Source organism: Kitasatospora sp. NPDC028055 (assembly GCF_040637885.1).
Classification (GTDB): Bacteria; Actinomycetota; Actinomycetes; order Streptomycetales; family Streptomycetaceae; genus Kitasatospora.
In genome coordinates this window covers 128,389-141,678 of the sequence record NZ_JBEZXE010000010.1, presented here as the reverse complement: position 1 = coordinate 141,678, position 13,290 = coordinate 128,389, and the positions used below count along the sequence as shown (strand labels likewise).

At 72.0% G+C, this 13,290-nt stretch carries 12 protein-coding genes and 2 riboswitches; of the genes, 2 read left to right on the top strand and 10 right to left on the bottom strand.

Annotated elements, in window-relative coordinates:
• Positions 1-51 precede the first annotated feature (51 nt).
• A riboswitch (cobalamin riboswitch) is annotated at positions 52-193 on the bottom strand.
• Positions 194-291: 98 nt separating this feature from the next.
• The 8 genes from AB0F71_RS14355 to AB0F71_RS14320 all read right to left on the bottom strand — a co-directional run bounded on the left by AB0F71_RS14355 (position 292) and on the right by AB0F71_RS14320 (position 9,396).
• Positions 292-1,071: an enoyl-CoA hydratase gene (locus AB0F71_RS14355; protein WP_360232733.1), complete on the bottom strand. Its 780-nt coding sequence runs from the start codon at positions 1,069-1,071 to the stop codon at positions 292-294.
• Positions 1,068-1,955, bottom strand: coding sequence for a 3-hydroxyisobutyrate dehydrogenase (gene mmsB, locus AB0F71_RS14350; RefSeq protein ID WP_360232730.1), 888 nt, complete (start codon positions 1,953-1,955; stop codon positions 1,068-1,070). The genes AB0F71_RS14355 and mmsB overlap by 4 nt, the downstream gene beginning before the upstream one ends.
• Positions 1,952-3,025: an enoyl-CoA hydratase/isomerase family protein gene (locus AB0F71_RS14345; RefSeq protein ID WP_360232727.1), complete on the bottom strand. Its 1,074-nt coding sequence runs from the start codon at positions 3,023-3,025 to the stop codon at positions 1,952-1,954. Before AB0F71_RS14345 ends, mmsB begins: the two co-directional genes overlap by 4 nt.
• Positions 3,025-4,179 carry an acyl-CoA dehydrogenase family protein gene (locus AB0F71_RS14340; RefSeq protein ID WP_360232724.1) on the bottom strand — a complete coding sequence of 385 codons (1,155 nt, stop codon included), beginning with the start codon at positions 4,177-4,179 and terminating at the stop codon, positions 3,025-3,027. The genes AB0F71_RS14345 and AB0F71_RS14340 overlap by 1 nt, the downstream gene beginning before the upstream one ends.
• Positions 4,176-5,675, bottom strand: a complete 1,500-nt coding sequence (locus AB0F71_RS14335) for a CoA-acylating methylmalonate-semialdehyde dehydrogenase (RefSeq protein ID WP_360232721.1) — start codon at positions 5,673-5,675, stop codon at positions 4,176-4,178. Before AB0F71_RS14335 ends, AB0F71_RS14340 begins: the two co-directional genes overlap by 4 nt.
• Positions 5,676-5,885: 210 nt before the next feature.
• Positions 5,886-6,066: riboswitch (cobalamin riboswitch) on the bottom strand.
• Positions 6,067-6,158: 92 nt separating this feature from the next.
• On the bottom strand, positions 6,159-7,352 hold the full coding sequence (locus AB0F71_RS14330; protein ID WP_360232718.1) for a serine hydrolase domain-containing protein: 1,194 nt from the start codon (positions 7,350-7,352) through the stop codon (positions 6,159-6,161).
• Between the two features lie 125 nt (positions 7,353-7,477).
• A complete protein-coding gene (locus tag AB0F71_RS14325) occupies positions 7,478-8,215 on the bottom strand; it encodes a hypothetical protein (protein WP_360232715.1) in 738 nt (245 codons plus the stop codon).
• Positions 8,216-8,220: 5 nt separating this feature from the next.
• Entirely contained in the window at positions 8,221-9,396 is a 1,176-nt protein-coding gene (locus AB0F71_RS14320) for a hypothetical protein (protein ID WP_360232712.1), read from the bottom strand.
• 367 nt (positions 9,397-9,763) lie between these two features.
• Here AB0F71_RS14320 and AB0F71_RS14315 point away from each other — a divergent pair, with 367 nt between their 5' ends.
• The gene (locus tag AB0F71_RS14315; protein ID WP_360232710.1) at positions 9,764-10,681 is read left to right on the top strand and encodes a glutaminase; all 918 of its coding nucleotides are present in this window, start codon (positions 9,764-9,766) and stop codon (positions 10,679-10,681) included.
• 144 nt (positions 10,682-10,825) lie between these two features.
• On the top strand, positions 10,826-11,056 hold the full coding sequence (locus AB0F71_RS14310; protein WP_360232708.1) for a hypothetical protein: 231 nt from the start codon (positions 10,826-10,828) through the stop codon (positions 11,054-11,056).
• A 72-nt stretch (positions 11,057-11,128) separates the two neighbouring features.
• On the opposite strand, the gene AB0F71_RS14305 is transcribed toward AB0F71_RS14310, so the two are convergent.
• The gene (locus tag AB0F71_RS14305; protein ID WP_360232706.1) at positions 11,129-11,485 is read right to left on the bottom strand and encodes a nuclear transport factor 2 family protein; all 357 of its coding nucleotides are present in this window, start codon (positions 11,483-11,485) and stop codon (positions 11,129-11,131) included.
• A 26-nt stretch (positions 11,486-11,511) separates the two neighbouring features.
• Positions 11,512-12,984: an aldehyde dehydrogenase family protein gene (locus tag AB0F71_RS14300; protein WP_360232703.1), complete on the bottom strand. Its 1,473-nt coding sequence runs from the start codon at positions 12,982-12,984 to the stop codon at positions 11,512-11,514.
• Between the last annotated feature and the right edge of the window lie 306 nt (positions 12,985-13,290).

Below are 13,290 nucleotides of genomic sequence, written 5' to 3'. Positions count from 1 at the left end.
CCAGGCCGGGCAGCCCTCGGAGCTCCGGCCCGCAGACCACGACGGGGGGAGGGACGACACATCCCCGCCGACGGGTACTCGGGCTCGCCACCGACAATGCCGTCGGCGGCCTACCGTTGCGGGTCAGCGCCGGATTCGGACCGGACTTCCCCCGTCGACGGAGTCACAACGTGACGGCTCATCATGGCGAAACGGAAAAGACCGGGTCAAGGGATCGTGCGTCACATCACGGCGGCACCGGCGACGGGCGGTGCGCCGCCCCGGACGAGGGGCGGCGCACCGCGAGTGCCGTCAGCGGTGATGGAACTCCGGCGGGCGCTTCTCCGCGAAGGCCGCCATGCCCTCCTTCTGATCAGCCGTCGCGAAGACGGCGTGGAAGAGACGGCGTTCGAAGCGGACGCCCTCGGCGAGGGTGGTCTCGTACGACCGGTTGACGGCCTCCTTGAGCATGATCGCCGCCGGAGTGGACATCGCCGCGACGGTCTCGGCGGTGGCCAGGGCCTCGGCCGGCAGTCGGTCGGCGGGGACGATGCGGGAGACCAGTCCGGCCCGCTCGGCCTCCTCGGCGCCCATCGTCCGGCCGGTCAGACACAGCTCCATGGCCTTCGCCTTGCCGATCGCACGGGTGAGCCGCTGCGAGCCGCCGATGCCCGGGATGACGCCGAGCTTGATCTCCGGCTGCCCGAACTTCGCGGTGTCCGCCGCCAGCAGGATGTCGCACATCATCGCCAACTCGCAGCCCCCGCCCAGCGCGTAGCCGGCGACGGCGGCCACCACCGGCTTGCGCAGGGCGGCGAAGCGGTCCCAGGCGGCGAACCAGTCGCCGAGGTAGGCGTCGACGAACTCGAGGGGCTGCATCTCCTTGATGTCGGCGCCGGCCGCGAAGGCCTTCTCCGAGCCGGTGACCAGCAGGCAGCCGATGTCCGGGTCCCGGTCGAAGTCCGTTGCGGCCGCGACGACTTCGTTCATCAGGAGCGTGTTGAGCGCGTTGAGCGCCTTCGGCCGGTCGAGCGTGATCAGCCCCACCCGTCCCCTGCGCTCGACCAGGATCGTCTCGTAGGTCTCGGTCATTTGCCGCCCTCCCGCAACGTGGTGATGATCGCCGAGAAGTCCAGGCCCGCACCCTCGGCCGCCGCGAAGTCCGCGTACAGCTGCGCCGCCCTGCGTCCGAGTTCGGTCGGCAGGCCCGCTGCCTCGGCGGCCCCGGCGGCCAGTCCGAGGTCCTTGGCCATCAGCGCGGCGGCGAACCCGGCCGGGTACCCGCGGTTCGCCGGACTGGCCGGCACCGGCCCGGGGACCGGACAGTTGCTGGTGAGTGCCCAGCACTGGCCGGAGGCCGTCGAGGCGACGTCGAACAGCGCCTGGTGGCTGAGCCCCAGGCTCTCCCCGAGCACGAACGCCTCGCTGACCGCGATCATCGAGATGCCGAGGATCATGTTGTTGCAGATCTTCGCCGCCTGCCCCGCACCGGGCGCGCCGCAGTGCACCACCTTGCGGCCCATCTCCTCCAGCACCGGGCGGGCGCTCTCGAAGTGCTCCTTCTCCGCGCCGACCATGAAGGTGAGGCTCGCGGCCGTCGCACCGACCACTCCGCCGGAGACCGGTGCGTCCACCGCGCGGTGCCCGGCGGTCACCGCGAGCTCGTGCGCCGCCCTGGCATCCGCGACGTCGATCGTGGAGCAGTCGACGAAGAGCGTTCCCGGGCCGGCGGCGGGCAGCAGCTCCGCGTAGGCGGCCAGGACGTGGCGGCCGGCCGGCAGCATGCTGATGACGACGTCGGCCCCGCGGACGGCCTCGGCCGCGGACCGCGCCGGGCGGACGCCCACCTCCTCCGCCTGCCGCAATGCCTCCGGCACCAGGTCGTAGCCGGTCACCCGGTGCCCGGCCCTGACCAGGTTGGCGGCCATCGGGCCGCCCATGTTGCCCAGTCCGATGAATCCGATGTCGTGGGTCACCAGCGCTCCAGCGGTGTGGTGGCGGCGAGGCCGAGTTCGCGCTCGCCGAGCGGGGCGAAGTAGCGGGCCACGGCGGCGGGTTCGACGGCGCTCAGGGTGTCCGGGCTCCACCGTGGCGAACGGTCCTTGTCGATCACCTGGGCCCGGATGCCCTCCGCGAGGTCCCGGGTGGCGAGCGCCGCGCAGGAGGTGCGGTACTCCTGGTCGAGCACGGCCTCCAGGGGGCCCAGCGCCCGGGCCCGGCGCAGCGCCGCCAGCGTCGCCTTCACGGCGGTGGGCGAGTTGGCGGTGATCCGGTCCACGGCCTTCTTCGCCTCGGGTTCACCGCTGTCCCGCAGCCGGTCGAGGATCTCCTCGACCGTGCCGGCCGCGTAGCAGCTGTCGATCCATCCGCGCTGCCCGTCCAGCCGGCCGGGCGGGGCGGGCTCGACGTGCCGTTCGAGGGCGTCGTGCACGGGCAGCTCGGCCAGGTCGTCGAGCAGGGCCGGGAGGCGCTCGGCCGGCACGAAGTGGTCGGCGAGCCCGCAGAGCAGCGCGTCCGCGGCGCCGACCGAACCCGCGGTCAGGGCGAGGTGGGTACCCAGCTCGCCCGGGGCGAGGGCGAGCAGGTAGGTGCCGCCCACGTCGGGCACGAAGCCTATCCCCGTCTCCGGCATGGCCACCCGGGTGGTCTCGGTGACGATCCGGACGCTGCCGTGGGCGGAGACCCCGACCCCGCCGCCCATCACGATGCCGCTCATGACGGCGACGTAGGGCTTGGAGTACCGGGCGATCCGGGCGTTGAGGCGGTACTCGTCGCGCCAGAACTCCTCGACGGCGCCTTGGTCGCCGCCGGTGGCGGCGCGGTGGATGGCGACGATGTCGCCGCCGGCGCAGAAGGCCCGGTCGCCGGCGCCGGTGACGACGACGGTGTCGACCCGCTCGTCCTGCTCCCACGCGTCCAGGGCCGCCGAGACCGTCCGCACCATGCCGTGGGTGAGGGCGTTCAGGGCGGCGGGCCGGTTGAGGACGATCAGCCCGGCCCGGCCCTCCCGCTGGACGAGGACCTCCTCGGTGTCGTTCCCGGTCATCAGGCGGCCCCGGTCAGGCCGCGGGCGACGATGACGCGCATGATCTCGTTGGTCCCTTCCAGGATCTGGTGCACCCGCAGGTCGCGGACGATCTTCTCGATGCCGTACTCGGCGAGGTAGCCGTAGCCACCGTGCAGTTGGAGCGCCTGGTTGGCGACCTCGAAGCCGGTGTCGGTGGCGTGCCGCTTGGCCATCGCGCACAGCTGCGGTGCCCGCCGGTCGCCCCGGTCCAGGGCGGTCGCCGCGCGCCACACGAGCGCCCTCGCCGCCTCCAACTCCGTCGCCATGTCGGCGAGTCGGAACTGCAGCGCCTGGGCGTGCAGCAGTCGGGCCCCGAACGCCTCACGGTCGGCGAGGTAGGTCACCGCACGTTCCAACGCACTCTGGGCGCCGCCCAGCGAGCAGGCCGCGATGCCCAGCCGGCCGCCGTTGAGGCCGGCCATGGCGATGCGGAAACCCTCGCCCTCCGCCCCGAGCAGGCGGTCGGCGGGCAGCCGGACGCCGTCCAGCAGCACCTGCCGGGTCGGCTGGGCGTTCCAGCCCATCTTGTGCTCGTTCGGACCGAAGGACAGCCCCCGGTCGTCCCGGTCCACGAGGAACGCGGAGACGCCGCCCGGCCCCGGGCCGCCGGTGCGCGCCATCACCACGTACACCTGGGACGTGCCTGCCCCGGAGATGAACTGCTTGACGCCGTCCAGTACCCACTGGTCGCCGTCGCGCACGGCCCGGGTGGTGAGCGCGGCGGCGTCGGAGCCGGCGCCGGGCTCGGTGAGGCAGTAACTGCCCAACTGCTCGGCCGTGCAGAGCGCCGGCAGCCAGCGGGCACGCTGCGCCCCGGTCCCGTAGCGGTCCACCATCCAGCCGACCATGTTGTGGATGGACAGGTAGGCGGCGATCGACGGGCAGCCGGTCGCGAGCGCCTCGAAGGCGACCACCCCGTCCAGTCGGGAGAGTTCCGAGCCGCCGACGTCCTCGCGCACGTACACACCGGCCAGGCCCACGTCCGCCGCCTTGCGCAGCACGTCGACCGGGAAGTGCTCGTCCCGGTCCCATGCCACCGCGTGCGGGGCGAGGTGCTCGTCGGCGAAGGCCCGGGTCGCCTCCGCGACGGCGCGCTGGTCGTCCGTCAGGTCACTTGCGTGCACCGTGCTCATCCCATCGTCGGCATGGTGAAGCTCGCGCCCTCCTTGACCCCGGAGGGCCAGCGCGAGGTGACGGTGCGGGTACGGGTGTAGAAGCGGATCGAGTCCGGGCCGTGCTGGTTGAGGTCGCCGAAGCCGGAGCGCTTCCAGCCGCCGAAGGTGTGGTAGGCGATCGGCACCGGGATCGGCACGTTGACCCCGACCATGCCGGTGTTCACCCGGCGGGCGAAGTCCCGGGCGGTGTCGCCGTCCCGGGTGTAGATGGCCACGCCGTTGCCGAACTCGTGCTCGCTCGGCAGCCGCAGCGCCTCCTCGTAGTCAGCGGCGCGGACCACGGTCAGGACCGGGCCGAAGATCTCCTCCCGGTAGATCCGCATGCCCGGGGTGACCCGGTCGAACAGCGAGGCGCCGAGGAAGTAGCCGTCCTCGTGGCCGGGAAGGCGGAAGTCCCGTCCGTCCACGACGAGTTCGGCTCCCTCCCGGACCCCGAGGTCCAGGTAGCCGCGGACCCGCTCCAGGGCGTCGCGGCCGACCAGCGGACCGAAGTCGGCCGCCGGGTCGTCCGAGCGGCCGACCTTCAAGGCGGCGATCCGCTCGACCAGCTTCGCCACCAGCGCGTCCGCGGTCTCCTCCCCGACCGGGACGGCGACCGAGATCGCCATGCAGCGTTCGCCGGCCGAGCCGTAGCCGGCGCCGACGAGGGCGTCGGCGGCCTGGTCGAGATCGGCATCCGGCATCACGATCATGTGGTTCTTCGCGCCGCCGAAGCACTGTGCGCGCTTGCCGTGCGCTGCCGCGGTCGCGTAGACGTACTGGGCGATCGGGGTCGAACCGACGAAGCCGAGCGCCTCGACCCGGGGGTCCTCCAGCAGCGTGTCCACGGCCTCCTTGTCGCCGTTGACGACGTTGAGCACGCCCGGGGGAAGCCCCGCTTCGAGGAAGAGCTCGGCCAGGCGCAGCGGCACCGAAGGGTCGCGCTCGGAGGGCTTGAGGACGAAGGCGTTGCCGCAGGCCAGCGCGGGCGCGGCCTTCCAGAGCGGGATCATCGCCGGGAAGTTGAACGGCGTGATGCCCGCGACCACGCCGAGTGGCTGGCGCATCGAGTAGACGTCGATGCCGGTGCCGGCGTTGTCGCTGAACTCGCCCTTCAACAGGTGCGGGATCCCGGCGGCGAACTCCACCACCTCCAGGCCGCGCTGGATGTCGCCGTGGGCGTCGGCCACGGTCTTGCCGTGCTCGGCGGAGAGCAGCCGGGCCAGGTCCTCCTTCTCCTGCTCGACCAGTTGCAGGAAGCGCAGCAGCACCCGCGCCCGCCGCTGCGGGTTCCAGGCGGCCCACTCGGGCTGGGCCTGCGCGGCGTCGGCGATCACCGCCTCGACCTCGGCCCGGTCGGCCAGCGGCACCCGGGCCTGCACCCGGCCGGTGTTGGGGTCGTACACGTCGCCGAACCGGCCGGACGTCCCGGCGACGCGCTTGCCGCCGACGAAATGGGTCAGTTCACGGACCATCGGTTCCTTCTCTCATCGTGGATGGGGAGAGGAGGAATGGAGAGACCACCGCCACCGTCCGGGCGCACGGTCGTGCGCGCCTACGGCGGTCCGGCGGTTGACGTCAGCGTCGGGGGAGCAGGTGTGCCCCGACGGTCAGCACGGCAGGGCACGGGGCAGCGGAACGGGAAGGGCAGCCCGGAGTCATGCGTGTCGTCTCCATCCTCGTGGAAAACACGGACCACCCGCGGCCGGTATCCTGACTCCCGGATCCACGCCCGCCCCCAGGCCTTCCCGGCTGGCTGCCAGTGGCCGTCATCCACGAGGACGAACTCCCCGGTCACAGTGGCGGGACCGTGCCGGACTCACACCGGCTTCCCTGACACCGCGGACCTGGCATCGACCATATAGTCGGACGTCCTAGTAAGTCCAGAGGCCCCGAGGCCCGAGGCCCGCGGCGCGCCCTGCTGTCGTGACCTCCCCCCCCGTCCCCCGGGTCGCGCGTCAGGCCTGGTCGGAGGCGTCACCGTAGACGTTGTCGGGGCTGACCACCCGGGTGATGGCCCGGCCGAGCAGGGTGCTGGGGTTCTCGCCGTTCGAGGGGATGTCCGTGTTGAGCAGGATCACCATCGTCGCCTTCTGGGCGGGCAGATAGACCGTCAGACTCTGGTAGCCGGGCAGGGATCCCGCGTGGCCGATCCACCCGTGGTTGATGTCGATGCCCAGCCCGTAGGCGTCGCCCGGCGCGCCGGTGGGGTGCGCGTCGAGGCGCTCCGCCTGGGTCTTCGGGGACAGCAGGCCGCCGGTCGCGACGTTCTCCGCCCAGGAGCGCATGTCGTCGAGGTCCGAGATCATCGCGCCGGCTGCCCAGCCCCAGCTCGGGTTGAAGTCCGTGGCATCCGCCACCGTGGCGTCCGGCGTCATGTCGGTGTAGCCGTGGGCGTGCGGCGGCGGGAACTCCGCCGCCACCGGCAGGAAGGTGCGGTCCAGGCCGCTCGGCCGCGTGATCAGGTCCCGGATCACGTCCCGCAAGGGGCGGTGGGTGACCTTCTCGACAACCAGGCCGAGCAGCACGGTGTTGGTGTTGGAGTAGTCGAACTGCGTGCCGGGCGGGAACTGGTTGGGATGCTCGAAAGCGATGTCGAGCAGCTCGTTCGGCGACCACTGGCGGTGCGGCTCGGTCGTCAGCAGGTGCTGGAAGCCCGGGTCCTTGCTGTAGGCGAACAGGCCGCTGCGCATGTCCGCGAGCTGACGCAGCGTGATGTGCTCTCCGTCGGGCACCCCGTCGACGTACCCGGAGATCGGGTCGTCCAGGCCGACCTCGCCGCGGTCGACGAGCTGGAGCAGCGCGGTGACGGTGAAGGTCTTGGTCTCGCTGCCGATCCGCATGTTCAGGTCGGTTCGCATCGGGGCGCAGTCGCTCGTGTCCGCGACGCCGAAAGCCCGTACGTAGCGCGGCTGTCCGGGCTTCCAGACGCCCACGATCACGCCGGGGACACCGGCGTCGGCGGCCGTCTGCCGGATCACCCGGTCCAGCTTCGCCGCGGTCGCTTCCCAGGACTGCGACGCGGCGGCCGGTTCCCTGGGGACCGGTACGGCCGCCGCGGGCGCGGCGATCGCGGGCAGGGAGGCTGCCAGGCAGGCAGCGATGGTCGTCACGGTGCGCAGCAGGGCAGATCGGCCCGTTCGGATAGGCATACGCCCCTGGATAGGTCGTTCCAGGCTTCTGCCTGCGGCACCGCACCGGCCCCCTGCGGACATTCATCCGAATGCCTCCGGGATCGCCGCGCATCGGGATCGCGGTGCAGCGGACCCCGACGGCGTCAGCGCGTGATGCGGTCGATCACCAGGCGCTCGAAGAGGTCCTCGGGCAGTTCGTCCTGGTACTGCTCGACCGAGCGATGCGCCGCGGCCGGGTCGCCGTGCCAGCGGCTGATGACGTCCTCGTTGAAGTCGATCAGCCGGCGCACGTCGTCCGGGGTCAGCTCGGGGTGGAACTGGCATCCGAAGACCCGCTCGCCGTAGCTCAGCGCCTGGACGGAGGTGTGCTCGTTGCGGTACTCGATCCGCACGCCGTCCACTTCCTCGATCTGCGGACTGATCGCCTGGTAGTGGAACGACGGCACGACGCCGACGCCCCGGCGGTCGCCGACCCGGTTCACCTCGGTCAGGCCGACCTCGATGCCCGAGGTGTCGATGATCGAGCCCGGACGCAACGCCTCGGCGATCAGCTGCGAGCCCAGGCACACGCCGAGCACCGCGGGGCCGGTGTCGCCGTCAGGCCCGTTCGCGTCGGCGACGAGTTCCCCCATCAGCTTGATGGTCGCGCGCATCCACGCGGCGTCGGAGTGCACCGAGGTCTGGCCTCCGGTGAACACGTACGCCAAGGCCGGCTGTTGCCGTCGCGCGGTCAGCTCGGCCGCCTCGGTCACCAGGTCCAGGCGGCCGCAGCTCAGGCCGGCTCGGGTGAGCCGCTGCTCGATCCGGTCGGCGTAGTCGAGACCGTCGTAGATCAGCCCGTCCGCGACGCAGATCTGCACGTCCACCGGCACGATCGCCACCCCTCTTACTCGAAGAACCTCGACCACAGGTTGAGGGCCGAGTCGACGCACTGGACGAAGCTCAGGATAGCCACGATCGTCACTGCGAGGTTGACCTTCGTCACCCGGCGCAGCTGGTCGTGCTCCAGTTTGCGTTCCACCGCGCGCCGCGCCATCTCGAGCAGGGTGTCGGTGCGCTCGCGCACCTTTTCGGTCTCCCACGCCTCCAGGACACTGTCGCGCAGCTTGAGCACGTGGAAGTCGTAGCTGAACGTGGGCCGCACCAGCGCCTGGTAGTCGGCGCGCAGCCGTCGTTCCAGCGAGATGAGCAGTTCGGGGTCCTCGTTCAGTGCCATTTCGCGGACGATCCGTTCCGCGGCACTGGCGGAGCGTTCGAGCCGGGCGTAGTGCACGTTCAACTGACCGAGAAGGTGCTCGAGTTGGTCGAGCGTCTCGCCGGGGCCGTCCCGGGAGGCCAGCAGGAAGAAGGCGTATCCGGGGTAGAAGAACTCCTGCGGCCACGTCGACTCGGAGGGGATCGGTGCGGCGGAGCGGGGGTAGATCAGGTGCCGCAGCGCATCGGAGAGGGTCGCTCGGCCGGGTGCCGGGTGGGTGGTCCAGCCCGCGTAGGTGAGGTTGAAGTACGGCAGGACCGTGGGACACGGCGGCCCCTGTCGGCACCGGTCGGACATCGCGGTGAGGGCCGGCAGCAGCTCGTCCCTGATGCGCGTGGTCAGGTCGTCGCGGCCCTTCGGCCCGAAGCCGTCGATGAGCTGCTCCCGCTGCCTCCCGGTCCACCCCTCGACGACGCTCATGTGCACGGCCACCGACCCGTAGCCGTCCGGGAACAGGATGCCGGTGACGTGCAGCTCCACCGGTAGCGCCGTCGTCTCCCGCACGATCGCCGTCAGCCGCGCGTCGAACTCCTCCGACCCGGCGAAGTGGGTGAGCAGGTCGACCGGCGGATTGCCGAAGGTGAGCGAGCCGCGCAGGAACTGGTCCAGGGACCGGTGCACCAGCGTGAGGCGCCCCTGCGGATCGAGTCGGCCGTCCGCCGGAACGGCGAAGCCCGGAGAGTCCGCGAGCGAGACCGGCCCGGGGAAGAAGGGCCCGGTCAGCAGGAGCAGGGCGTCGCCGCAGAAGTCGACGCCCGACTCCGCAGGCGGCGGCGCAGCAGGCTCCCGCGGATGCGGTATCAGCACTCCGCCCGGTAGTCCGGCCTTGTCCGGGACAGGTCCAGCGCCGTCCATGCGACCGCCCCCCAACGAATCGGGCATCTCCAGCCTTTGCCGACTTCCGAGCTCCCCGTGACAGGCGTCCGGCGCACCGTCCTGTTCGGAGCTCCGCTTCCGATTCACCCTGGCAGGCTGCCCCCGACGGCGAACACGCACATCAGTCTGCGCGGGGAGCTCTGACAGCGCATCCGGCTCGACGCAAGAAGGCGCCGGGATTCCGGTTCGCGGGTCGGAACCCCTCCGCGCCGCTCCGGGCGCCCTTCCCCCCGCGAACGCCCCGGCGCATGCTGATGCCGGGCCGGACAACGGCGTCCCGCCCGCGGAGGGGGGCGGCATGGACTACGAGGACCTGTTCGCACGCATCAACGAAGCGGTTCGCCCCGTCCTGGCCGAGGGAACCGTCGCCCAGTACATCCCGGCCCTCGCTGCCGTCGACCCCCACCGGTTCGGCCTCGCGATCGCGGACACCCACACCCGCAAACCGCCGCGCGGCACCGGGGACTGGCAGGTCCCGTTCTCCGTCCAGTCCATCTCCAAGGTGTTCACCCTCGCCCTGGTCCTGGCCAGCGACGGCGACTCGCTGTGGACCCGGGTGGGGAAGGAACCCTCCGGGTCACCCTTCAACTCCCTTGCCCAGCTGGAGCGGGAGAACGCGATCCCGCGCAACCCGTTCGTCAACGCCGGCGCGCTGGTGACCACCGACCGGCTGCTCACCCTCACCGGCGACTCCCGGGGCACCCTGCGCGAGTTCCTCCGCACCGAGAGCGGCAACCCCCGCATCGACTTCGACGCCCAGGTCGCCTGGAGCGAGAGCCAGCACGGACACCGCAACGCCGCGCTCGCCCACCTGCTGGCCGACCACGGCCGCCTCGACAACCCCGTCCCGGACGTCCTCGACCACTACTTCTGGCAGTGCGCCCTCACCATGAGCTGCCGCGACCTCGCCCTCGCCGCAGGGTTCCTGGCCCGGCACGGCCTCCGGGCCGACGGCACCCGGCTGCTCACCCGCAGCGAGGCCAAGCGGATCAACGCCGTCATGCTGATCGGCGGCACCTACGACGCCGCGGGCGAGTTCGCGCACCGCGTCGGCCTGCCCGCCAAGAGCGGCATCGGCGGCGGCATACTGGCCGTCATCCCGGGGCGTGGAACGCTCTGCACCTGGGGGCCGGCCCTCGACACTCACGGCAACTCGATCGCGGGCATCACCGCGCTCGACGCCCTCACCACCCACACCGGCTGGTCCATCTTCTGACCGGCGGTGCCCGGACCGGCCGGGGGGCCACCGGGCGGTCTCCGGTCCGAGTAGCCTTACGCCTCTTCCGCGGGGACGGCCTGCCGTGTTGCGTAGCGGTTGCGCATCGCGTCGCTCGCCGCGGGACCTGCGGCGAAGACATACGTGGACGACGGCAACACCTACCAGGGCACCGAGGAGATCGAGGGGTGGCTCGGTCGATCCGCCACCCAGTTCACCTACACCATCCAGCTCACGGGCGCCGAGCAGACCGACGCGACCCACTACATCGCCACCCACCATCTCGAAGGCGACTTCCCCGGCGGCACCGTCGATCTGCGCTACCGGTTCACCCTCCGCGACGACCTCATCGAACGCCTCGTCATCGAGCCCTGAGTCCGCTCACCTGCTGCCACCGGCCACCGGCCGTGCCGCTTGCTGTCCGTGCCGCTCGCTGTCCGCGCCGCGTCAGACCTGGTTGTTCCACATCCGGAACATCGCGCAGCTGCCCTGGTCGTCGAAGGTCACCGTCCAGAGGTTGGCGAAGGTGCCGAGCTCCTTGTAGACGCCGGTGCCCCTGATCGCGGCCGTGTCCCCGTTGATCAGGAGAATCGACCACTCGAAGTCCCAGCCGCCCCGCTGCCACACCTCCCGGGACTGCCAGCCCTGCACGATCTCCGCGCGGCCGATCCAGTCGGTCTCGTACGGCCACTCGTGGTACTCCGCGTCGGCGCGGAACAGGGCCGCGATGTCCTCGGGCGCGTTGCTGCGCCAGGCCCGCACGTACGCCTTGACCCAGTCGTCGACCTGCTGTTCGGTCGGCATCGCCGGCCTCCTTCGATGTCGTCGGTTCACGCCCGGGTCTCAGGCCGAGGCTGCGGGGGAGAGGGGGAGGGGGCGGTGGCGCGGCGGAGGGTGACGGTCTGGGGCGCGGTGTATTCGAGCAGCCCCTCGGCGCCGCTCTCCGAGCCGAGCCCGGACTGTTTGTGGCCCGCGAAGGTGACGAGCGGGGTGAGGTGCTGGACCTCGTTGATCCACACCGTGCCGGCCCGCAGGCGCCGTCCGACGGCCAGGGCCGCCTCCGGGTCGGACGACCAGACGGAGGCGCCGAGCCCGTACTCGCTCGCGTTCGCCCGGGCGACGGCGTCCTCGACGTCGTCGAAGCGGAGCACCGGCAGGACCGGCCCGAACTGCTCCTCCTGGACGATCCGCGAGGACTCCGGGGGATCGTCCACGAGCGTCGGCGCCACGAAGTAGCCCGTCCCCTCCCCGGCCCGGCCGCCGGCGGCGAAGCGGTGGCCCTGGGCGTGGGAGTCCCGGAGGAGGTCGAGGACCCGCTCGTACTGTGGGCGGTTCTGCACCGGGCCGAGCCGCACGCCCGGCTCGGTGCCGCGGCCGACCCGTACGGTGGCGGCGTAGGCGGCCAGCGCCCGCAGGAGCGGCTGGTGGACGTCGCGGTGGACGTACAGCCGCTTGATCGCCAGGCACACCTGGCCGCTGTTGGCGAAGGCGCCCCAGAACAGCTTCTCCGCGACGGCGGGCACATCGACGTCCGGCAGGACGATGGCCGCATCGTTGCCGCCCAGTTCCAGGGTCACCCGGGTCAGCGTGGGCGCCGCGCCGGCCATCACCTCGCGGCCGGTCCGGGTGGAGCCGGTGTAGCTGATCATGTCGATGCCGGGGTGCGCGGTCATCCACGGCCCCAGCTCGGCGCCGCCCGAGACGACGTTCAGCGCACCGGGCGGCAGCACCTCGCGCAGCAGCTCGCCGACCTTCAACGTGACCAGCGGGGTGAACGGGGAGGGCTTCCACACCACGGTGTTGCCCGCCAGCAGCGCCGGGGCGAGCTTGAACCCCGCGTTGCCCAGCGGGTAGTTCCACGGCACGATCGCGCCGACCACCCCCAGCGGCACCCGGCGGGTCACCGAGAGCCGCTCCGCGCTGTCCTCGTTCACCGTCTCCGGCAGCGACAGCGCCGCCGTCCCCCGCAGCCAGTACCCGAACCCGAGGATCTCCGCGGCGGCGTCGTCCAACGACTTGCCCTGCTCCCGGGTGAGAAGCCGCTTGAGCGGTTCCAGCTGCGCCTCGACGGCGTCGGCGACCGCCAGGACGAGCCTGCGCCGTTCCTCCAACGGCGTCGCCGACCAGCCGGGCAGGGCCGCCCGGGCCGCCGCCACCGCCTGGTCGAGCTGCTCGGGCGAGCAGACCGGCGCCCCGGCCACGACCGTCTCGTCGGCCGGGTCGAGGACCTCGTAGGACGCCGCACCCGCCACCGCCCGGCCGGCGACGGTCATGGTGAAGTCGGTGAAGGCACTGGTGTCCATGGTGGTTCTCCTGGCACGACGATCGGTGGGTGTGTGCCCGCATTCGGGGCGGACGTCCGGCCCGGTGCCCCCATGGCCGCGGACCGGCACACCACCGACTATCGGCACTTCGCCGCCCGCCAGGAAGGCCGGGCCTGCCTAGGAGTGCCACACCCAGGAACAGCCGTCCGAACCACACCACGACCGAGCGAGCCGCTCCCCGGCGAACCGGTGGCCTCGGCGACGGGCACCCGCCCGAGGCCATGGGCGCACCGGCCCGAGGCCACGGGCGCACCGGCCGTCGGGCCCCTCGCGCACCACCGCGGA